Source organism: Streptomyces sp. NPDC001093 (assembly GCF_040298985.1).
Taxonomy (GTDB): Bacteria; Actinomycetota; Actinomycetes; order Streptomycetales; family Streptomycetaceae; genus Streptomyces.
Window position 1 is genome coordinate 35,906 of the sequence record NZ_JBEPBF010000026.1, and the last position, 20,212, is coordinate 56,117.

A 20,212-nucleotide genomic window follows, 5' to 3' on the forward strand; every position below is an offset into this window, starting at 1 on the left:
AAGCCCTTTCTGAAACCAGGCTGCCGGGCCGGTTTCCAGGTCCGTACACCCTCCGGTTCGACTAGCGTCATGACATGACCAGCAACACCTCCCCCAGCCTCGCCTCCGCCCTCGCAGCCGGGACGGTCGTGCTCGACGGCGGTATGTCCAACCAGCTGGAGTCGGCCGGGTACGACCTGGGCGACGAACTGTGGTCGGCACGGCTCCTCGCCGAGCGGCCGGAAGCGGTTACCAAGGCGCATCTCGCCTACTTCCGGGCGGGCGCGGACGTGGCCATCACCGCGAGCTACCAGGCGACGTTCGAGGGCTTCGCGCGGCGCGGCATCGGCCACGACGAGGCGGCGCGGCTGCTCGCACTGAGCGTGGACCTCGCACGGGAGGCCGCCCGGCAGGCCGGGGACGCGGGCATCGACCGGCCGCTGTGGGTGGCGGCGTCGGTCGGGCCGTACGGCGCGATGCTCGCCGACGGCTCCGAGTACCGGGGCCGGTACGGGCTGAGCGTGGACGAGCTCGAGCGCTTTCACCGGCCGCGCATGGAGGTGCTGGCCGCCGCCGCGCCGGACGTCCTCGCGCTGGAGACGGTGCCGGACGCCGACGAGGGCGCCGCGCTGCTCAGGGCGGTGCGTGGGCTGGGGGTGCCGGCATGGCTGTCGTACACGGTCGACGGTCGGCGCACGCGGGCCGGGCAGCCGCTGGAGGAGGCCTTCGCCCCGGCCGCCGACGCGGACGAGGTGGTCGCGGTCGGCGTGAACTGCTGTGCGCCAAAGGATGTGGAGGCCGCGGTGGAGATCGCGGCGCGGGTCACCGGCAAACCGGTCGTGGTCTATCCCAACAGCGGCGAGGCCTGGAACGCCGAGTCCCGCGCCTGGACGGGGCGGACGAGGTTCGGCGCCGACCAGGTGCAGACGTGGCGGGACGCCGGGGCGAGGCTCATCGGCGGGTGCTGCCGGGTGGGGCCGGAGGCGATCGCGTCGATCAGGCAGGCGCTGGGCCCGGCCTGAACGCGCCGCCCGGCAGCCGGGCGGACGCCGGGGTGCGCCGCCTGAGGTCACCACCTTGCGCCGAGACGGATACCTGGGTGCGCAGTCTGAAATCGCCGCCCCCACCGAGGCCGACGCCCGGGTGCGCCCTCTGAAAGCCCCGCCCCGCGGCGGGACGGACGCGGAGGCTCGGAAGTCCGGCGCAGGAGCCGCGCATCCGCGCCGGCCCTGTCCCCTGCCGGCGCCGGCCTGCGGCGTGGGAACCGGTTGCTATCGCGTTGCCGCAGTTCCCGACGGTGCGAAGGGGCTGGGGGATGACGAGGAAGAGCGAGACCGCCGGGCGCAGCACGATCCGGGATGTCGCGGCGCGGGCCGGGGTGTCCGCCTCGACGGTCTCCCGGGTGCTGGGCGGGGTGTATCCGGTGAGCGCGGCGACCCGGACCCGGGTGATGCGGTCCGTGCGGGAGCTGGACTATGTAGCCGACGCGCGCGCCCAAGGCCGTCGCCGGGGTCGGCACACCGACCCTGGCGTTCGTGCTCGAGGACATCACAGGGCGGTCGTTCGCACACATGGCACGGGGGGTGGAGCGCGAGGCCGCGCGGCTCGGGCCTCTCTGCCCGGTCTGCAGCACGGACGGTGACCTGCGGCAGGAACTGGACTTCATCGAGACGATGCGCGCCCAGCGGGCGGCGGCGGTGATCCTGGTCGGCGGTGCGGCGGACACGCCCGAGTACCGGGAGCGCACGCGCCGTATCGCCGGCTCACCGGCCTCGGCCGGTTCCCGGCTGGTGCTGTGCGGGCGGCCGCCACTCGGTCCGGACGCGCCGGTGACGGTGATCGAGTACGACAACGAGGGCGGGGCTTTCGCCCTGGTGGCGCACGTCCTCGCCCAGGGCCACCGGCGGGTACTGTTCCTCGGCGGCAAGCCGGACCACACCACGGCGCAGGGCCGCGAGCGCGGTTACCTGGGCGCGCACCGCGCCCGCGGCGTGGAACCCAGCCCGGAGCTGCTGCTGCACGGCGACTTCACCCGCGGCTCCGGGCACCGGTTGATGCGCCGGGCGCTGGAGCGGGGGCTGGACTTCACCGCCGTGGTGGCCGCGACCGACATGGTCGCCGCGGGCGCCCTGACCGCGTTGCACGAGGCCGGTCTGGACGTGCCGGGGGACGTGTCGCCGGCCGGGTACGACGACATACCGTTCGCCCGCGACCTGCGCCCGGCGCTGACGACGGTGCACGTCCCGTACGAGGAGCTCGGCCGGCTCGCCGTGCGCACCGCCCTGGGCCACTCCCCGGACTCCCCCGGCGGGCATCTGCTGCTCGGCACGCATGTGGTGGTGCGGGACTCGGTGGCAGCGGTCGAGGGGTGAGGGGTGAGGTGGGGGCGGACCGGCGACGGTATGCCGGATCACCGGAAGTCGCCCGTCGGTGATCAATGGCGCCGGGCGGCCCCCACGGACCGCCGCAAGCGCCGTACCGCCGCCGCCAGCTCCGCTCCCGGCGCCCGGATGTCCGAGGCGGGGTCGGGTTCCGGGACGGCGGTGGTCGACCAGAGGGCGACTTCCGCGTCCCGTGGTCCGTATGCGGTGCGCGGGGCACCGTCGCCGAAGATCCGCACCGGATGGGACGCGTCCCAGCCCTGCCAGCCGGGATCCCCCGTCGTGACGAAGCGCACCCAGGCCGCGTGCATCGCCTCGGCCAGCTCCCGCGGGGCGCCCTCACCTGCCAGTTTCTTCGACTCGGGCAGGTCACCGGAGTCGAAGACGAACCCCAGTTCCAGGGCGTGGCAGGCGCCGAGGCCGGGCAGGCTGGACGGCCAGGCGAACTCATAGAGGTAGGAAGCGCCGGGGCGGGCGTCGGCGAGGCGGTGCAGCGGGAGCCGCAGCAGGTGGTCGGTGACCATCTGACCGACGATCTCGGCGGTGCCGGCGTCGGGGTGCAGGGTGCGGTAGCCGCGGGGCACCTCGTGGCCGGCGCGGCAGCGGGCCATGGCTCCGGCGAGGGCGACGGGGCCGAGCCGGTCGACGTGTTCCAGCAGCCCGCCGGGCACGAGCCAGAGCCGGTACTCGTCCCGGGTCCAGCCCATGAGCAGTTCGACGCCCGGGGCGGCGTCGCCGTCGATCAGGGCCTGGAGGGGGTCGCGGGGCACGAGGTCGCCGTCCACGACGATGCCGAACGCGGGTCCGCCCAGGACCGGGCTGCTGAGCCGGCCGACCTCGGCCTGGGTGCGCAGCAGCAGGTCGCGGTCGACGGCGGCGAAGGCCTCGGCGGTGGCGGGGATCCTCAGCCGGGTGGCCATGCGGCGCACCATCCGCCGTACCTTGTCGCGTTCGGACGCCTCCGGGGGTCCGCTCTGCAGCACCGCGCGCCGGACCAGACCCCGGGTCGCGGGTGCGGCGAGCAGGGCGCCGGCGCTGATGGCGCCGGCCGACTGGCCGCACAGGGTGACCCGGTCCGGGTCGCCGCCGAAGGCGCCGATCGCGTCGTGCACCCAGCGCAGGGCGGCGAGCTGGTCGCGCAGGCCCGGGTTGGGCGGTGCGTCGGGGAAGAGCCCGAAGCCCTCGACGCCGAGCCGGTAGTTGACGGAGACGCAGACGACGCCGTCCCGGGCGAAGGTGACACCGTCGTAGACCGGCACGGCGGAGGATCCCCTGGTGAGGGCGCCGCCGTGGAGCCAGACGAGGACCGGGAGGCGGGCGCCGGGGTCCGGCTGCGGGGTCCACACATTGAGGTTGAGGCAGTCGTCGCCGGGGATCTCCGGGTCGGACAGGTACTGGGCGAACGCCTCGGAGTACGGCGGTTTCGGCGCGGTGGGACCGAAGGCGCCGGCGTCGCGCACCCCGTCCCAGGGCTCGGGCGGTACGGGCGGACGGAACCGCAGGGGGCCGAAGGGCGGGGCGGCGTACGGGATGCCCCGGAACACCGCGACGCCCTGCTCGTACCGGCCGCGTACGGCCCCGTACGGCGTTCTGACCTCGGGCCCGGCCACGGGGTCCGCCTGGTCTGCCGTCATCGCCCACCAGCCCTTCGCCGCGCGCTCGTACACCGTGCAACATCAGAGCACCACAAGAACGTCCGGTATTCCGGTGCACGGACGCGCGGTAGGGCCGTTCGGGCTACCCCGGGGACGCGCATGGCCGCTCGATCACTTGGCGTACATCAGCGTGCCGAAACCGAGCTGGTCGTAGCCGCCGCTGGTGGAGCCGTAGTCACCGCCACCGCCCTCGGGGGCGACAAGGCCGTAGTACATGGCCGAGATGTACTTGTCGTCCAGGTACAGACGGCGGTTGTAGTGGAAGTGGAGCATCGCCCACACCGGGCGGACCTGCCCGCGGGAGCCGGAGCCGATGACCGTCTGCGGCTGCCGGGCGCAGTTCTGGCCGGTGCCCCAGGTGTAGGTGGTGTAGGGGACGTCCTGGCCGGTGTTGTACTTCGCGACGTACTGGGCGGCCTTCATGAAGCGGCGGTCGTCGTAGGAGTACAGGTCGTCGCCCTGGTTCCAGGCCGTCTCGCACAGGGCGCCCATCTGGCCCATGCCCATGACGGTGTGCCCTGGTCACGGCCGGACTCCTGCCACTGGCCGAGGGCGTAGCCGTCCGCGTCGGTGTACAGGTACGGCACCGCGTGCGCGATGGAGCCGTTTCCGGCGCCGGACTTGAAGTACGTGACGGCCTGGTCGTACGTGGCGGCGTCGTCGGTGAGGATCCCGATGGCCATGACGGCGGCCGTGGTGCACAGGTCCCAGTTCGCCCGGTAGTTGGTGATGCAGGCGTCGTTGTGGTGGGTCAGGAAGCTGTTGTTGAGCGGGTAGAAAACGCTCACCCTCATCTCCTGGAAGGCGGCGAGGTCGAACCCGTCGTAGTCGCACATGAGTTCGGCCGCGTTGGCGAACTCCCACCCGTAGACGCCGACGGCGAGGAATCTGAAACTGTTTCCATCTCGCACCACACCCCTTCCCCCTCCCTCCCAGGAGAGCCATGCCCAGCCCTCAACCGCCGCGGGCCGTGTTCGCGATGGATCCGGTGCACCTGCCGCTGCTCTTCCCCCCGCCGCTCATGGCCCGCCTGAGGCGGACGGCCGACGTCGACACGGAGCTGGTCGTACGGGACTTCGCCGATCCGGTGGTGGCCGAAGCCCTGGCGCAGGCCGAGGTGCTGATCACCGGCTGGGGCTGTCCGCACCTGGACGCCGGCGTCCTGGCCACGGTCCCGAGGCTGCGTGCCGTCCTGCACGCCGCGGGTTCGGTGCGTTCCCTGGTCGGCGAGGCGCTGTGGAAACACGGCGTCAGCGTGTCCAGTGCGGTCACCGGCAACGCCGTCCCGGTGGCGGAGTACACGCTCGCGATGATCCTGCTCGCCGGGAAGGACGCCTTCGGCCACCGTGAGCGCTACCGCCGCACCCACGCCGGACCGCCCCCCGCCGAGACCGCGGCCACCGGCAATCTCGGCCGCCGCGTCGGCGTCGTCGGCGCCTCCCGCGTGGGCCGGCGGCTCATGGAGCTGCTACGGCCGTTCGACCTCACGGTCCTGCTGCACGACCCCTACGTGAGCCCCGCCGAGGCCGCCGTCCTGGGGGCCGAACTCCTCCCGCTGGCGGACCTGTTGCGGCGCAGCGACATCGTCAGCCTGCACGCCCCCGACATCCCCGAGACCCATCACATGCTCGACCGGGACCGGCTCGCCCTCATCCGGGACGGCGGTGTGCTGATCAACACCGCGCGTGGTGCGCTGGTCGACCACGAGGCGCTGACCGAGGAGCTGGTCTCGGGCCGGTTGCGCGCGGTCCTCGACGTCACCGAGCCGGAGCCGCTGCCCGCCGGTTCCCCGCTGTACCGGCTGCCCAACGTCTTCCTCACCCCGCACATCGCGGGCTCGCTCGGCAACGAGCTGGAGCGGCTGGGCACCGTCGTCGTGGCGGAACTGGAGCGGCTGGCGGCGGGCCTGCCGCCGTTGCACGAGGTGCGGCACGCGGACCTGACCCGGGTCGCCTGATGCCCGCGTGAGGGCCGCCGTCCACAGGCCCACCGGGCCGTGGAGGGCCATCGCCCACAGCCCCACCGACCCCTCGAGGGCCGCTGTCCACAGGCCCGCCGGGCCTTGGAAAGCTCTCGTCCTGGTGGGCAGGCCACCCCTGGAGGGCGACGTCCCGGCCACGACGGTCGACTACGACAACGAGGCCGGCGCCTACGCCATGGCCGGCCATCTGCTGTCGGCCGGCCACCGGCGCGTCCTCGTCCTACCCGGGCCCGCCGAACTCACCACGGCCCAGAGCAGGTTGAGGGGCGCGGAGCGGGCGTTCGAGGCGTACGGCGTGCCGCTCGACCCGGGTCTGGTCCGCCACGACCCGTACGACGACGCGCACGGCTACGCGGCGGTCGGGACCGCCCTGCACGAGACGCCGGACTTCACCGCCGTGCTCGCCGGAACCGACGTGGTGGCCGCCGGTGCCATGCAGGCCCTGCGCGCGGCGGGGCTGCGGGTGCCGGAGGACGTCTCGATCGTGGGTTACGACGACATCCCGCTCGCCTCCCGGCTGACGCCCCAACTGACCACCGTGCACGTGCCGTACGAGGAGATGGGCCGGGTGGCGCTGCGCGCGGTGGCCGACCGGCGAGAGGGCGGCGCGGGCCGCCGGAAGGGCGCCGACGGCGAGCACCTGGTGCTGGGCAGCCATGTCGTCGTGCCTGTTCCCGGTGTGGTGGCCGCTCGTCAGCGCCACCAAGGACCGCACCGCGCTGTACCAGAGCAACGGCCTGTGGTTCTCCGGCTGGCACCTGTGGGACAACCTGCACCAGGTGCTGACCTACCAGGGCGACATCTTCCTGCGCTGGACGGCGAACTCGCTGCTGTACGCCGGTGCAGGCTCTTTCGGGGCGCCCTGATCGCGCTCGCCACGGGCTACGGCCTCGCCCGATTCGACTTCCCGGGCCGCAGCGTGATCTTCGCGTGCGTCGCGGGCTCGTTCCTGATCCCGATCGCCCTGCTCACGCTCCCCCTGTACCTGCTGTTCTCCGCGATCGGCCTGGTGGACACCCCCTGGGCGATGCTGATCCCTTGCCTGATCAACCCGTTCAGCGTGTACCTGGCCAAGGTGTACACCGAGGCCACGGTGCCCTACGAGCTGCTGGAGGCGGCCCGCCTCGACGGCGCCGGGGAGCTGCGCATCTTCGTCAGCATCGTGCTGCGGATGATGACGACGGGCGGCGCGACGGTCTTCCTGCTGACTTCGTCAACACCTGGAACTCCTTCTTCCTGCCGCTGGCGGTGATGATGGTCGCGATGCGGTGCTACTGGCGTACCGGGGTGACGCTCGGAGCCCTCAAGTGACCTCGGAGGGGGCCTGGAGGTGGTGGTCTCGGCCGGGCTGACCCGGCCCCGGGACGGCCGACCCGAGCCGTTCCGGGGGCGGCCAACTGCGTGATGCACAAGGCTCGTTCGGACGCAGGTCGATGGCCCACGGCGCCCCGCGCGAGTTCGTCTCCCGGGCATGAACCTCACCACGTGCACCGGGCCGCAGCGCGGCGACGGCCGTTCACCGCCCGCACGGGGCGCCCGGCCGTCGTCGTCAAAGGCCTACGTCAGCGATCGGCTGTCGTCCGGCGGCCGGTCGCCCGCCGATCGCTCAGTCCCAGACCTCCCTGTGCTGGTGGCCGCGGCCGACGAGGGCCTCAACCGCGTCCACGGCGCTGCCGTCGTGGTCGCTTCCTGCCGTGCCCTTGCCGGTCTGGACGTTGGCCGTGCGGTCGACCTCCAGCCAGGAGTCGGCATGGGAGTTGTCGATCACGGTGATCAGGCTTCCGGACGCGGCCGCGGGTGCGGCGCCCGCCCCGAGCAGCGCGGCGGTGGCCGCCGCGGCGATCCCGAGCCGGGGTACGGCCCCGGTCACACGCCCACTCCCTCGGCCACGAGCCGGTCGCGGGCGATGTTGCGCTCCAGCAGGCTGGTGGAGGCCTTCACGCCGATCCCGCGCGCGGAGTCCACCTCCGGCAGCCGGCCGTCGGCCGCCTTCAGCTCGGTGAGCGCGGTGTCCACCGCCTCGTGCGCGGCGAACAGACATGGAGTGCTGTAGATCGCGACGTCGACACCGAGGTCGGACAGTTCGCCGAGCGACAGCCGGGGCGACTTGCCGCCGGCGATCTGGTTGAACAGCAGCGGTTTGTCTCCGACGACCTTGCGGATGCGTGTGATCCACTCGGCGCTGCGCACCCCGTCGACCAGGACCACATCGGCGTCGGTCGCGGCCAGCCGCTCGGCGCGGTGCAGGATGTCGTGCTCGTCGGTGGCGTCGGTACGGGCGACGACGACCAGGTCCTTGCGGACCTCCAGGACCCGGTGCAGCTTCTCCAGGTACTCCTCCAGCGGGAGCACCTGCTTGCCGTCGGCATGGCCGCAGCGGCGGGGCCGTTTCTGGTCCTCCAGGATCACACCGGAGGCGCCGATGCGCTCCAGCCCCTCGACGACGTGACAGGCGACCTCGGGGTCGACGTACCCGTCGTCGATGTCGACGAGCAGATGGTGGTGCGGGAAGGCGCCCCGCAGCCGCTGGACGAAGGCCACCATGTCGGGCCAGGCGATGAATCCGATGTCCGGCAGTCCGTAGTACGAGGCCGCGAAGCCGAAGCCCGAAACGAACATGCCGTCGTAGTGCTTGGCCGCGATCGACGCCGAGTACATGTCGTACACGCCGATCAGCGGCGTGGTCCCGGGCCCGGCGATGCGCTCGCGCAGCTTCTTACCGTGAGTCAAGGTCCGGCTCCTGTCCTGTGGGAGGTGACGCGGGGCCGGATGGCCGACGCGCCTCGACGTCCTTTGCCAAGACAAAAGCATCTCTTGAGAGTCACGTGAACTTCTATATGTACGAGCTTTACTCACCCCAATGGGGGAACCGGTGCACCGCAGAAACGTCACGCGGGGAGGTTCCCCGCCCAGCGGAGCCCGCCGTCCAGGTGGGCGAGGAAGTCCGGGTCGCGGTAGGCCTCGACGGCGTGACCGAGTGCCGTGTAGAAGACGCGACCGCCGCCCGGGCCCTGCTCACGGCACCAGGCCAGCGGATGGTCCGCGCCCATCCCGCCGCCGTCGTACGACGCCTCGTCGGCGCTCAGCAGCACCCGCACCCGTCCGCGGGGGCTCGCGCCGAAGTCGTACCACTCGTCGGTGAAGTCCCATACGGCCGGCAGCCCGCGGGTCGCGGGGTGGCCGGGATCCTCGACGACGACCCGGCCGGGCTGGAGGGCGGGGTGCCGTGCGAAGCGCGCGCCGAGGAGTTCGCCGTAGTACGGCCAGCCGTACTCGGTGCAGGCCGCCGCGTGCACCCCGGCGAAGCCGCCGCCCGAGCCGACGTACCGCGCGAGCCGCTCCCGGCCGGCCGGGGTCAGCACATCTCCGCTGGTGGAGAGGAAGACCACGACCGCGTACGCCTCCAGCGGCCGTTCGAGGTCCGCGGGGTCCTCGGTGTGCTCGACGGCGAACCGGCCGAGCGCGCGTACGGCGGCGACGGCGTCCGGGATGGAGTCGTGGCGGTAGTCCGTGGTGCGGGTGTAGAGCAGCAGTCGCGCGGGCATGTGACGACCCTAAGCCGCGGCCACCCGCGTCCGCTCCAACTCCCTTGATGCGCAGGGACGTTGACCGTAGCCTCGCCGGGCATGAACGCCGTTCCGCCGCTCCTTGACCATCTCGTCCTCGCCACGCCCGATCTGGCGGCGACCGTCGCCGACTTCGCACGGCGGACCGGGGTGACGCCCGTGCCCGGCGGTGCGCATCCCGGCCTCGGCACGCGCAACCATCTGGTGGGGCTGGGCGACCGCAGCTATCTGGAGATCCTGGGCCCCGACCCCGAGCAGCCCGAGCCCGCCGGACCGCGGCCCTTCGGGGTCGACCGGCTGACCGGGCCGCGCACGCTGACCTGGGCGATCAGCCCACCCGACCTGGACGCGGCGATCACGACGGCTCGTGAGCGGGGCTACGACCCCGGACCCGTGCACTCGATGAGCCGCCGCACTCCCGACGGCACCGTACTGCGGTGGCGGCTGACCGACGGCGGCCATGCGCATCCCTCCGGTCTGGTCCCGTTCCTGATCGACTGGGGCGCCTCCCGCCACCCCACGGCCTCGGGCCTGCCGGTCACCCCCCTGCTGGAGGTCTCCGGGACGGCGCCGGCCCCGGAGGAGGTACGCGGCCCGCTGACGGCCCTGGGCACGGGACTACTCCTCACAGCGGGCCCCGTCGCACTCTCCTTCACGGTGAACACACCCAACGGGCCGGCCACCTTCGGCTGAGGCGTGGGGCTGGGCGCGGGGACGCTGGAGTGCGGGGCCGGGGGCGCCGGGGTCTGGCGCGCGCGGCCGGCCGGAAGGAGCTTGGCGCGGGACGCTGGGAGTTCGTGCGCGGGAGCGGTTGCGGGATGCCAGGGCGGCGTGCGGGGCGGAGGGTGCCAGGGACTGGGGTTCGGGCGCGGGGGCAGGGAGCCGGGCGCGGAGGGCGCGGGGCGCGGGGATGCGGGGGCGCAGGAGTTCGGGCATGGGGGCGCGGGGCAGGGAGCCGGGGCGCGCGAACACATCGCCCAACAGTGTTTCCCCCCACGCCGATCAGCCGGATCGTTCCCGCCTCAGCGGCGCCGGGCAAATTGGTTTCTTTCCGTCCCCCGTCCCCGTCCCCCGTCCTCCTCCGGGTGTCCGATTCCTTCAAGACCGGCCGACGGCCGCCCGCCTACGGTGACGGCATGACTCCACGATTCGCCGTGATCGGCGTGGTGACGTCCGACATGGCCGCCGCGCTCGCCTTCTACCGTCGCCTCGGACTCGTCTTTCCAGAGGGGTCCGAAGACCAGCCGCACGTCGATGCCGAACTGCCCGGCGGGCTGATCTTCGCGCTGGACACCGAGAGGACCGTCCGCTCCTTCCACTCCGGCTGGCAGCCGCCGGAGCGCGCCGGCCGCGTCGGGCTCGCCTTCCGGTGCGACTCGCCCGCCGAGGTCGACGCCCTGTACGAGGACCTGGTGAGCGCCGGGTACCACGGGGAGCTGAAGCCGTGGGACGCGTTCTGGGGCCAGCGGTACGCCACTGTGCACGACCCCGACGGCAACGGCGTCGACCTGTTCGCCCCGCTACCCGCCGCCGAGTAGCCGGCCGAGCGGCATGCCCGTCAACTCCCTCACCTCACGCGCGAGGTGGGGCTGGTCCGCATACCCGGCGCGGACGGCCGTCTCGGCGTACGGCGTGCCGGAGCGGGCCAGCGCCAGCGCCCGTTGCAGCCGCAGGATGCGGGCCAGGGTCTTGGGGCCGTAACCGAACGCGTCCAGGCAGCGGCGGTGCAAGGTCCGTGTGCCGACGCCGAGTTCGGCTGCCGTGGCCGACACGGGGCGGCCCTCGTCCAGCCGCTCGACCAGCCGGTGCAGCAGCGGGTCGGCGGCCGTGGTCCGTGCCGCGCGGTCCAGGGCGATGTCCTCCAGTGCCGTCGCCGGGTCGGGCGCCGCCTCGACGCGTTCGCGCAGCTGTCGGACCCGGGCGGCGGGCCAGAGGTCGGCCAAGTCGACCCGCAGGTCGCGCAGTTCGTGCGCGGGCACGCCGAGCAGGGCGGGCGCGGTGCCGGGGAAGAAGCGGACGCCGGCCCAGAAGCGGGGTGGGCCCCCGGGGACGTACGGGTGGGTGTCGGGGCCCGCGACCAGCAGCCGGCCCTCGCTCCACAGCAGGTCCATGCATCCGTCGGGCAGCACCGGCCTGCCGCCGGCCCCATCCGGGGAGTTCGTCCACACGACCGCACCGGTCAGCCGGGACGCCCACTCGGTGTACACGGGTGCCAGCCTACGTCGCGGGGGTGCGTATACCGCCGCCCGAGGCCGTTGGCAGGGGCGCCTCGGCGGGATCGCCGGTACTGCCTGCGGCGACGGGGGTGCCGAAGAGCCGGAGGCCGTGGTGGATGCGGAGACGGCGGGCGTAGGCGGCGGTGGCCGCGGCGGTCAGGGCGATGAGGAGAAGCGAGAGGACTCTGGTGAGCAGCGGCACCGTGTCGGTGGGCAGCGTGGCGGCGGCGAGTGTGCCGAGGCCGCCGTCGAGCAGTTGCTCGGCGCCCCAGAGCACGGTCAGGACGCGCAGGCCCCGGCGGAACCCGGCGGAGTCCCGCCACAGTCCGGCCCGTGCCCGGGCCGCCGCACCCCGGTGCAGTCGCTGTCCCAGCTGGAAGGCGAGCGGCCTGCCGGTGAACGCGGTGCCGAGTATCCAGCCGCCGACGACGAGGGACAGCGCCGCGTCCTTGAACAGCAGCACCCTGGTCCCGCCGCCGATCAGGGTGGCCAGCGCGGCGGCTGCCAGCAGCACCGTGAAGAACAGGTCCACGCCGTCGATCCGCCGCTGTCGCACCGCACCGGACACCAGTCGCAGGGCGGGGGGCGCGCCGCTGAGGAGCAGCGCCGGGCCCTGGCCCGCACCGAGGGCGCGGGCCGCGTAGTACACGAGGAGCGGCAGGACGATATCGGCGGCGATCGTGAGCAGTGGGCCGTAGGCCCCCTTTCCTCTCCTCGCGCCCGTGCCCGGGCGCCGTTCCCGCACCGAGCTGTCGACCAGATGCGTCATGTGCTCCACCTCCTCCGCCGTCCCAGGCCCTTGTCCTCACGCCGGAGCAGTGCCGGGCCACGCGAAGACGCTACGTGCGGGGCGGTGCCGGACGGATCGGAGCGCGGGTGGAGAAGCGAGTGGAAAGCAGGTGGACCTCACCCTCACTCACTGGGTGGAGGCGTGCGGCGCCGGCACATCCGCACGGCTCGGGCCGCCCACGGACCTGCACATCACTGCTCGTGCCATGCCGCGCCCCCGTCCCCATTGACCCCATTGACGCCATTGACGCCATTGGCCCCGTTGACGCCATTGGCCCCGTCGACCCCGTGCGAAGGCCGGCCCGCATCCCCGTGCGAAGGCCGGCCCGCATCCCCGTGCGAAGGCCGGCCGGTGTCCCCGTGCCGAGGTCCGTCGTCGTCCTCGTGCGGGTGTCGGCCGTTGGTCTCCTGTGGAGGGCGGCCGTTCGCCTTGGGCCCTTGGTGGGTGTGCCGGGCGTGGGTGCGCAGGCGGGCCGTGACGTCCTCCGGGGGCAGGAAGCGGGACCAGCGCTCGGGGAACTCGGAGGGCATGTCTGGGTCGTCCGGGTCGGCTTCGCGGGCCGCCGCGGCGCGGGCGACGTACTCGGCGACCTGGACCTCGCGCACCCGCTCGTTCGCGGCGCGGGCGGCCGCCGTGGCGGCGGCGGGCCAGACACGGTCGATGGCGGCGTTCACGGCGGCGCCGACGAGGACGGCGAAGGCCGACACGCCGATCCACAGGAGCACGGCGACGGAGGCGGCGAGGGAGCCGTAGATCGTGGCGCCCTCGATGGTGTGCACGAGGTAGACGCGCAGCAGGGAGCTGCCGAGGACCCACATGGCCAGGGCGACGAGGGCGCCGGGTACGTCCTCGATCCACGGAGAGCGGACCGGTACGGACACGTGGTACAGGGTCGTCAGGAAGACGATGGACAGGACCATGACGACCGGCCAGTACAGGACCTGCACCACCGTCGCCGACCAGGGCACCACCCGCACCACCGCGTCCGGGCCCGCCACCATCAGCGGCAGGGCCACCGATCCGATCAGCAGCGCCACGATGAACAGCAGGAACGACATCATGCGGGTCTTGACGATGCCCCGGACGCCGTCGAGGCCGTACATCACCGTGATGGTGTCGATGAAGACGTTCACCGCGCGGGAGCCGGACCACAGGGCGAAGACGAAGCCGATGGAGATGACGTCGGGACGGCCCTTCATCACGTCGTGCAGGATCGGTTCGGTGATCTCCTTCACCCCCTTGTCGGACAGGACCGTCCGGGAGGCTTCGAGGATGTTGGTCTCGAGGCTGCTGATGGTGTGGGCGCCGGTCCAGGTGTCGACGTAGGCGAGCAGCCCGATGAGGCAGAGCAGCAGTGGCGGCACGGACAGCAGCGTGAAGAACGCCGCCTCGGCCGCCAGGCCCAGGATGCGGTACTCCACGCAGGAGTTGACGGTGTCCTTGAGCAGCAGCCAGGCGGTCCTGCGCTTGGAGACGTTCCGGTAGAGGGCTCTGGCCCGGTGGAGGCGACCGGCGGGCCTCTCGGGGGATTCACTTGCTGGCTGCACGACCCAACGGTATCCGCCGCACCGGACCGGCCTCACCTTCCGGGGCGGGTGAGCACATCCGGCGCGCCCGGCGGCACCGCTGTGCCACTCTGGAGGTCATCACCGCCTCCGTCCCGGGTAGGTTCGCACCATGGCAGGCACCTCCACCCACACCGTGACGAACCAGCCGCCTCCCCTGGTGGGCTACGACGTGTTCGCCGCCGACCGGGCCCTCGTGGCGGCCGTCGAGCGGCACACCGGTCCGGACGTGCTCGACGAGGTGCGGTCCGAGCTGTCCGCGCTGGGCCGTGCCGCGGGCTCGGCCCAGCTGCAGGAGTGGGCGGTGCAGGCGAACGAGCACCCGCCCCGGCTGCGCACCCACGACCGCTACGGCCACCGGATCGACGAGGTCGACTTCCACCCGGCCTGGCACCGGCTGCTCGGCAAGGGTGTCTCGGCGGGGCTGACCGGCGCCTGGACCCGCCCGTCCGGTCACGTCCGCCGGGCCGCCGGATTCCTGGTCTGGACCCAGGTCGAGGCGGGCAACTGCTGCCCGCTGTCCATGACCCACGCGGCGGTGCCGGCGCTGCGCACCGACCCCGAGCTCGCCGCCGAGTGGGAGCCGCGGCTGACGTCCACGGTCTACGACCGTGAGCTGCGGCCCGCCGCGCACAAGCCCGGCGCACTCTTCGGCATGGGCATGACCGAGAAGCAGGGCGGCAGCGACGTCCGCGCGAACACCACCGAGGCCCGGCCGCTCGCGGAGGCGGGCACGTACGAGCTGACCGGGCACAAGTGGTTCTGCTCGGCACCGATGTCGGACGCCTTCCTGGTGCTGGCGCAGGCCCCGGACGGCCTCACCTGTTTCCTGGTGCCGCGTGTCCTGCCCGACGGCGGCCGCAACGTCTTCCTCATCCAGCGGCTGAAGGACAAGCTGGGCAACCGGTCCAACGCCTCCGCCGAGGTGGAGTTCGCCGGCACCTGGGCGCGCCGGGTCGGCGAGGAGGGGCGCGGGGTGCGGACGATCATCGGGATGGTCGCGGCGACCCGGCTGGACTGCGCGCTGGGCTCGGCGGGCCTGATGCGGCAGGCGGTGGCGCAGGCGGTGCACCACTGCGCCCACCGGGAGGCGTTCGGCGGAAAGCTGATCGACAAACCGCTGATGCGCAACGTCCTCGCCGACCTCGCGCTGGAGTCGGAGGCGGCGACCGCGCTCACGCTCAGGCTGGCGGCCGCCTGCGACGACGGCGGCGACCAGGAGCGCGCCTTTCTGCGGCTGGCGGTGCCGGCCGCCAAGTACTGGATCACCAAGCGCTGTGCGCCCGTTGCGGTCGAGGCCGCGGAGTGCCTGGGCGGAAACGGTTACGTCGAGGAGTCGGGGCTGCCCCGCCTGGTACGGGAGTCACCGCTGAACTCGATATGGGAGGGCGCCGGAAACGTTCAGGCACTGGACGTGCTCCGGGCGCTGCAACGCGAGCCGGGCGCACTCGACGCCTGCCTGACCGAGATCGGCCGGGCCCACGGCGCCGACCACCGCCTCGACCGCGCCGTGAAGGACCTCTTCACCGAACTCGCCGACCTGGACGCCGTCGAGGGCCGCGCACGACGGCTCGTGGAGCGCCTCGCACTGGTGCTCCAGGGCTCACTCCTGGTCCGCCACGCTCCACCGGAGGTGGCGGACGCCTTCTGCGCGTCCCGCCTGGGCGGCGACCGGGGAGCGTCTTTCGGCACGCTGCCAACGGGCCTGGATCTGGCGTCGATTGTGGAGCGGGCACGTCCGGCACTGTGAAACGCGGACCGAGCCGAGCGAAGTCGGCCACATCCCCGGTGGGGGTGGTGCTGCGCCGACACGGCACCACCCCCACCTCATGGGCCCGTTAAGCCCGCGGACGCGACATCGCGTCGGGTCAAGTCTCGGCCACCCTCGGGCCGTCCACCAGGGTTGCAGGGGGTTGCAACTTAATGGTGCACATGCGCGGAGTGTGTGCCTCCGGCCTGCCCGGAGCGGCAGTATGAGAGGCACAGTCGGACCGGAAACCGCCGCCCGGGCGGCTTGACAAGTGTGTTCGACGCCTTTTCCCGGGAGGACCCCCGTGGTGAACCCGCTGATCAACGTGGCGCGCCTGGCCGCCATGGACGCGACGCAGGCGGCGCGGCTGCTGAGCGAGGTACGCGACGCCACCCTTGCCGGTCAGCGGGCGAGGATCGCGCCCCGGCCGGTGATCGAGGAGTCCTGGGGACGGATGCTGCGCAGCGGTGTCGATCCCGACCACGACTTCAGATCCGGGCTGCTGTCCTCCGACGAAGTGCGGCGCCGGCGCGAGGAGTCACCGCTCAGGCACGTCCTGCCGGTGCTGCGCCAGGGGCTGCTTTCGGTCGCCGATGTCGCCCAGCACATCATGGTCGTCGCGGACGCCGACGGGCGGGTGCTGTGGCGGGAGGGGGCCTCGCCGGTGCTGCGCAAGGCGGACGGGCTGGGCTTCGAACTCGGCGCGGACTGGCGGGAAGACGTCGTCGGCACCAACGGGGTGGGCACCCCGGCGGTCGTACGGCGGCCGGTGCAGGTCTTCGCCGCCGAGCACTTCGTCCGCTCGCACGCCTCCTGGACCTGCACCGGCGCGCCGATCACCGATCCGCGGGACGGCCGGCTGATCGGTGTGGTGGACATCAGCGGCCCGCTGGAGACCATGCATCCGGCGACCCTCGCCTGGGTGGACTCGGTGGCCAAGCTGGCCGAGGCGCGGCTGCGGGAGATGCACCTGGACTCGCTGGAACGGCTGCGGTCGGTGGCGGCGCCGGTGCTGGCCCGGCTGGACGGGCGGGCGCTGGTGGTGGACCGGGACGGCTGGTCGGCGGCGGTGTCCGGGATGCCGTACGTGCGGCGTGTCGCGCTGCCCAAGTCGCTGGCGCCGGGCCGCCGGTGGCTGCCGTCGCTGGGTTCGTGCGCGGTGGAGCCGCTGGCCGGGGGCTGGTTGCTGCGGGCGGCCGAGGAACCGGCCGGCACGCCCACGCGGATCGTGCTGGATCTGGCCGCACCGGGCCGCAGTACGCTGACGGTGTCCGGTTCGGCGGGTTCCTGGTCGCGTGAACTCAGTCCCCGGCACGCCGAGTTGCTGTATCTGCTCGCCGCGCATCGCGCCGGCCGCGGGGCGGCGGCCCTGGCCGGGGATCTGTTCGGGGATCCCTCGCGCACGGTGACGGTACGGGCGGAGATGTCCCGGATCCGAAGATACTGCGGGGAACTTCTGCAGCATCGGCCGTATCGTTTCCGCGAGGACACGGAGATCGAGGTGCTCCTTCCCGACAACCCCCGTGACCTGCTGCTCTCCTCGACGGCGCCGGCGATCACCCAGAAGCGGACGGCCGCGCAGTGCGGCGGGCCCGCCGACCGGTGAGCGTGTCTTCCGCATATTTGCGGGGTCTTCGCCCTGCGCGGACCGTTACTGCCGTAGCATCCCCTAAGGGCCTCCCCAGCCGCTCCTCGCGTCAACGTATGGACCACCAGGCGCAGTTGGACCGCCACCGGCCGGCGCGCCCCGGCGGCTGAGGAGCCCTGGAGAAGGGGACGAGATGAAGCATCGCGGCAGACACCGCCGGCGCAGGCGGGGCGCTGCACTGCGCGCGGTCCTGACCGGGACCGCGCTGGCGCTCACCGCGGCCGCCACGCTGATCAGCGCCTCCCAGGCGGACGTCACCGACAGCCCCGGCGCGCTCAAGCCGCTCTCCTCCCCCGCGGACACCGGCCGGCTGCGGCTCCAGGAGCACCTGGTCCCCGCCCGCACGCTGGACCGGCTCTCCGCCGCGATGGGCCGCCCGGTCGGCGTGGACGCCGTCCTTGCGAGCGCCGACCGCGGGATGCGCGCCTCCGCCGACTGCTCATCCGCCGACCGCGCGTCCCTGCCCGTCACCCCGGCCGCCACCCGCGGCTACTGCTGGGACCCGGCCGACGCCGTCGGCACCGGCTGGCGGCCGGCCTCCGTGACGACGTCCGGGGACGCCGACGACGACGGTGTCTGGGGCACGCACCGGGTCGTGCTCGCCGGCTGGACCCACAGCACCGCCACCGGCCGGGCCGCCGAGCGGGGACTGGCCAGGGTGGCCTTCGTGAACGCCGACGACCCCGCCCGCCTCGACTACCGCTGGGTGCTGCTGGTGGTGCCGGTCGACGGCGGCCGTGACTACCGGGGGCTGGCCTCCGGGATCTCCGGGATGGTCTGGTACCAGGACAAGCTGCTGGTCACCGCCAGGACCGGCGGCGCCGACGCGCTGTACGTCTACGACCTCGACCGGATCCAGCGCGTCGGCGTGGACGGGCCCGCGATCGGCCGGGTGCCCGGCGGCTGGTCGGCCGACGGCTACCGCTTTGTGATGCCCGCGATCGGCTCCTACCGCTTCACCGGGGGCCGCTGCGGCCGCTCCGGCCCGCCCTGTCCCGGCGCACTCGCCGTCGACCGGGGCAGCGTGCCGGACAGTCTGGTCGCCGCGGAGTGGACCGCGCCGGACGGGGAGCGGAACGCCCGGCTGTGGCGGTACGCGTTCAGCACGGATCCGGCGCGCGGAGGGCTGCTCGACGCGGACACCGCGGGGCGGGTGAGGGCGGCGGAGGCGTACCGGACCCGGGCGGCGGGGATCCGGGGGGTGCTGTCGTACTGGCAGCCGGGCGCGGTGGAAGCGTCCTGGTATGTGGGACGTCTGCCCGGCTCACGGGACGGCCACGGCACGCTGTGGCGACAGGACGCCGGCGGGGCGAAGGCGGCGCACTGCGGTGCGGACGGCTCGCGCCGCTGCTGGGCCGAGGGGGCGGGTTCCCTGTCCTACTGGCAGGCGACGGGCGAGGTGTGGTCTCTGACGGACCGCATGCTCTTCGCCCTGCCCCTGGCCGAGCTGGACCGTTCCCTGCACTGACCGCGCCGTTCGATGCGCGCGCCGGAACGACCGGCTCACTGACGCGACCCCGGGTGACTCGCTCGCCCGACCCGCCTCGGCTCTGGCCCGCACGCCGGGCCAACCCCCGGGCTGGGCATGCCGCCGGACCAACCCCCGACCCGACCCTGCCGCCAGACCATTCGCTCAGGTACCCCACTCCCGGGACCAGCGCCTGAACCGGCCCTGCCGCAGAACCGGCCCCGAGGCGCCCCCGGTCGTCCGGCCGATGCCCCGCGGTCCGCCTGGTCCGTGCGTAAGGTGCCCCGCGGTCCGCCTGATCCGTGCGCCAGGTGCCCTGCGGCCGTCAGGTTCCCCGCCGTCCAGTACGTGACCAAGTCGATCGACAGACCGGCCGGTGGGATGATTCCCTGGCTCGCATGAGCAGCGTCCCCGTCACCACCTGGTCCCTGGAGCAGACCTCGCCGGCCGACCTCCTGCCCGCCGCCGTGCCCGAGGGCGACGTCCGGATCGTGCGCGCCGAGGTCCCCTCCCCCGAGTTCAGCCGCTTCCTGTACGCCTCGGTCGGCGGCGACATCCTCTGGACCGACCGGCTCGGCTGGACCTACGCGCAGTGGCAGGAGTACCTGGAGCGGCCCGGGGTGGAGTCCTGGGTGGCCTACGACCGGGGCACCCCGGCCGGCTATGTGGAGCTGGATCCGCAGGACGAGGGCGTGGTCGAGATCGCCTACTTCGGGCTGATCCCCGCCTTCCGCGGCCGGCGCATCGGCGGCCATCTGCTCTCGTACGGTACGGCGCGCGCCTGGGACCTGGCCGAGCGGTGGCCCGTGCGGACGCCGACCAAGCGGGTGTGGCTGCACACGTGCAGCAAGGACGGCGAGTTCGCCATGGACAACTACCAGCGGCGCGGCTTCAAGCTGTTCGACACCAAGGTCGAGCTGGAGCCGGACCTGGCGACTCCGGGTCCCTGGCCCGGCGCGCACCCGGCCTGATACCCCGCCTGACCTGGCGGGACAAGACCCCCCGCGCGGCATGTGAGCGACGACACCCTTGTCCCATATTCCGGGACAAGGGTGTCCGCATGATGGATAAAGCTGGACTGTGTCCAGATCGCCATGACACGCTTCCGTCATGTCTGGAACTGGAATTGCCTTGGTGAGTCGGCGGCACGTCGACCTCGGCCGCATGTCCAGCGCCATCTGTCCGGCGAGCTGACCGCCCCAGCACCGCCGCG

The 20,212-nt window shown here is 73.1% G+C and carries 16 protein-coding genes and 4 pseudogenes; 12 read left to right on the forward strand and 8 right to left on the reverse strand.

Features of this window, described 5'->3' with window-relative positions; all coding sequences use genetic code 11:
• Positions 1 to 74: 74 nt before the first annotated feature.
• Positions 75 to 1,001: a homocysteine S-methyltransferase gene (mmuM, locus tag ABT288_RS15910; protein ID WP_351607395.1), complete on the forward strand. Its 927-nt coding sequence runs from the start codon at positions 75 to 77 to the stop codon at positions 999 to 1,001.
• A gap of 293 nt (positions 1,002 to 1,294) precedes the next feature.
• Positions 1,295 to 2,351 (forward strand): annotated as a pseudogene (locus tag ABT288_RS15915) (LacI family DNA-binding transcriptional regulator).
• 62 nt (positions 2,352 to 2,413) lie between these two features.
• On the opposite strand, the gene ABT288_RS15920 reads toward ABT288_RS15915, so the two are convergent.
• Positions 2,414 to 3,994, reverse strand: coding sequence for a carboxylesterase/lipase family protein (locus ABT288_RS15920; RefSeq protein ID WP_351607398.1), 1,581 nt, complete (start codon positions 3,992 to 3,994; stop codon positions 2,414 to 2,416).
• A 132-nt stretch (positions 3,995 to 4,126) separates the two neighbouring features.
• A pseudogene (locus ABT288_RS15925) lies at positions 4,127 to 4,917 on the reverse strand (alginate lyase family protein); the annotation flags it as partial.
• Between the two features lie 41 nt (positions 4,918 to 4,958).
• Here ABT288_RS15925 and ABT288_RS15930 point away from each other — a divergent pair.
• From ABT288_RS15930 to ABT288_RS15940, 3 genes and pseudogenes are all read left to right on the forward strand, one after another.
• Positions 4,959 to 5,972, forward strand: coding sequence for a hydroxyacid dehydrogenase (locus tag ABT288_RS15930; protein ID WP_351607401.1), 1,014 nt, complete (start codon positions 4,959 to 4,961; stop codon positions 5,970 to 5,972).
• Positions 5,973 to 6,087: 115 nt separating this feature from the next.
• Positions 6,088 to 6,663, forward strand: a pseudogene (locus tag ABT288_RS15935) (substrate-binding domain-containing protein); the annotation flags it as partial.
• Positions 6,650 to 7,307 (forward strand): annotated as a pseudogene (locus ABT288_RS15940) (carbohydrate ABC transporter permease); the annotation flags it as partial. The pseudogenes ABT288_RS15935 and ABT288_RS15940, both read left to right, overlap by 14 nt.
• Before the next feature lie 295 nt (positions 7,308 to 7,602).
• Here ABT288_RS15940 and ABT288_RS15945 read toward each other — a convergent pair.
• The 3 genes from ABT288_RS15945 to ABT288_RS15955 form a co-directional block, all read right to left on the reverse strand.
• On the reverse strand, positions 7,603 to 7,866 hold the full coding sequence (locus tag ABT288_RS15945; RefSeq protein WP_351607404.1) for a hypothetical protein: 264 nt from the start codon (positions 7,864 to 7,866) through the stop codon (positions 7,603 to 7,605).
• On the reverse strand, positions 7,863 to 8,726 hold the full coding sequence (locus ABT288_RS15950; RefSeq protein WP_351607407.1) for an isocitrate lyase/PEP mutase family protein: 864 nt from the start codon (positions 8,724 to 8,726) through the stop codon (positions 7,863 to 7,865). Before ABT288_RS15950 ends, ABT288_RS15945 begins: the two co-directional genes overlap by 4 nt.
• Before the next feature lie 158 nt (positions 8,727 to 8,884).
• Entirely contained in the window at positions 8,885 to 9,541 is a 657-nt protein-coding gene (locus tag ABT288_RS15955) for a ThuA domain-containing protein (protein WP_351607410.1), read from the reverse strand.
• A gap of 81 nt (positions 9,542 to 9,622) precedes the next feature.
• Between ABT288_RS15955 and ABT288_RS15960 the strand changes: the two genes are divergently transcribed.
• The gene (locus tag ABT288_RS15960) at positions 9,623 to 10,255 is read left to right on the forward strand and encodes a VOC family protein (RefSeq protein WP_351607413.1); all 633 of its coding nucleotides are present in this window, start codon (positions 9,623 to 9,625) and stop codon (positions 10,253 to 10,255) included.
• A gap of 443 nt (positions 10,256 to 10,698) precedes the next feature.
• Complete coding sequence (locus tag ABT288_RS15965; RefSeq protein ID WP_351607415.1) at positions 10,699 to 11,100, forward strand: VOC family protein; 402 nt, start codon at positions 10,699 to 10,701, stop codon at positions 11,098 to 11,100.
• On the opposite strand, the gene ABT288_RS15970 is transcribed toward ABT288_RS15965, so the two are convergent.
• The 3 genes from ABT288_RS15970 to ABT288_RS15980 form a co-directional block, all read right to left on the reverse strand.
• Positions 11,083 to 11,769, reverse strand: a complete 687-nt coding sequence (locus ABT288_RS15970; RefSeq protein ID WP_351607418.1) for a helix-turn-helix transcriptional regulator — start codon at positions 11,767 to 11,769, stop codon at positions 11,083 to 11,085. The two genes, ABT288_RS15965 and ABT288_RS15970, sit on opposite strands and share 18 nt — an antisense overlap.
• A gap of 10 nt (positions 11,770 to 11,779) precedes the next feature.
• Entirely contained in the window at positions 11,780 to 12,547 is a 768-nt protein-coding gene (locus tag ABT288_RS15975; protein ID WP_351607420.1) for a VC0807 family protein, read from the reverse strand.
• Between the two features lie 212 nt (positions 12,548 to 12,759).
• The gene (locus ABT288_RS15980) at positions 12,760 to 14,115 is read right to left on the reverse strand and encodes a YhjD/YihY/BrkB family envelope integrity protein (protein WP_351607423.1); all 1,356 of its coding nucleotides are present in this window, start codon (positions 14,113 to 14,115) and stop codon (positions 12,760 to 12,762) included.
• Positions 14,116 to 14,245: 130 nt separating this feature from the next.
• Here ABT288_RS15980 and ABT288_RS15985 point away from each other — a divergent pair, with 130 nt between their 5' ends.
• From ABT288_RS15985 to ABT288_RS16005, 5 genes are all read left to right on the forward strand, one after another.
• Positions 14,246 to 15,883, forward strand: coding sequence for an acyl-CoA dehydrogenase family protein (locus ABT288_RS15985; RefSeq protein ID WP_351607425.1), 1,638 nt, complete (start codon positions 14,246 to 14,248; stop codon positions 15,881 to 15,883).
• Positions 15,884 to 16,202: 319 nt separating this feature from the next.
• Positions 16,203 to 17,489 carry a GAF domain-containing protein gene (locus tag ABT288_RS15990; protein ID WP_351607510.1) on the forward strand — a complete coding sequence of 429 codons (1,287 nt, stop codon included), beginning with the start codon at positions 16,203 to 16,205 and terminating at the stop codon, positions 17,487 to 17,489.
• 175 nt (positions 17,490 to 17,664) lie between these two features.
• Entirely contained in the window at positions 17,665 to 18,999 is a 1,335-nt protein-coding gene (locus tag ABT288_RS15995; RefSeq protein WP_351607427.1) for a hypothetical protein, read from the forward strand.
• Between the two features lie 398 nt (positions 19,000 to 19,397).
• Positions 19,398 to 19,970, forward strand: coding sequence for a GNAT family N-acetyltransferase (locus ABT288_RS16000; protein WP_351607430.1), 573 nt, complete (start codon positions 19,398 to 19,400; stop codon positions 19,968 to 19,970).
• 139 nt (positions 19,971 to 20,109) lie between these two features.
• Positions 20,110 to 20,193, forward strand: a complete 84-nt coding sequence (locus tag ABT288_RS16005) for a putative leader peptide (protein ID WP_309486338.1) — start codon at positions 20,110 to 20,112, stop codon at positions 20,191 to 20,193.
• Positions 20,194 to 20,212: the final 19 nt, after the last annotated feature.

Excerpts from the sequence above, each read along its gene's own strand:
- ABT288_RS15955 (WP_351607410.1), bottom strand. The coding sequence starts at position 9,541 with ATGCCCGCGCGACTGCTGCTCTACACCCGCACCACGGACTACCGCCAC.
- ABT288_RS15960 (WP_351607413.1), top strand. The coding sequence starts at position 9,623 with ATGAACGCCGTTCCGCCGCTCCTTGACCATCTCGTCCTCGCCACGCCC.
- mmuM (WP_351607395.1), top strand. The coding sequence starts at position 75 with ATGACCAGCAACACCTCCCCCAGCCTCGCCTCCGCCCTCGCAGCCGGG.
- ABT288_RS15920 (WP_351607398.1), bottom strand. The coding sequence starts at position 3,994 with ATGACGGCAGACCAGGCGGACCCCGTGGCCGGGCCCGAGGTCAGAACG.
- ABT288_RS15930 (WP_351607401.1), top strand. The coding sequence starts at position 4,959 with ATGCCCAGCCCTCAACCGCCGCGGGCCGTGTTCGCGATGGATCCGGTG.
- ABT288_RS15965 (WP_351607415.1), top strand. The coding sequence starts at position 10,699 with ATGACTCCACGATTCGCCGTGATCGGCGTGGTGACGTCCGACATGGCC.
- ABT288_RS15975 (WP_351607420.1), bottom strand. The coding sequence starts at position 12,547 with ATGACGCATCTGGTCGACAGCTCGGTGCGGGAACGGCGCCCGGGCACG.
- ABT288_RS16005 (WP_309486338.1), top strand. The coding sequence starts at position 20,110 with ATGTCTGGAACTGGAATTGCCTTGGTGAGTCGGCGGCACGTCGACCTC.
- ABT288_RS15985 (WP_351607425.1), top strand. The coding sequence starts at position 14,246 with ATGGCAGGCACCTCCACCCACACCGTGACGAACCAGCCGCCTCCCCTG.
- ABT288_RS16000 (WP_351607430.1), top strand. The coding sequence starts at position 19,398 with ATGAGCAGCGTCCCCGTCACCACCTGGTCCCTGGAGCAGACCTCGCCG.
- ABT288_RS15995 (WP_351607427.1), top strand. The coding sequence starts at position 17,665 with ATGAAGCATCGCGGCAGACACCGCCGGCGCAGGCGGGGCGCTGCACTG.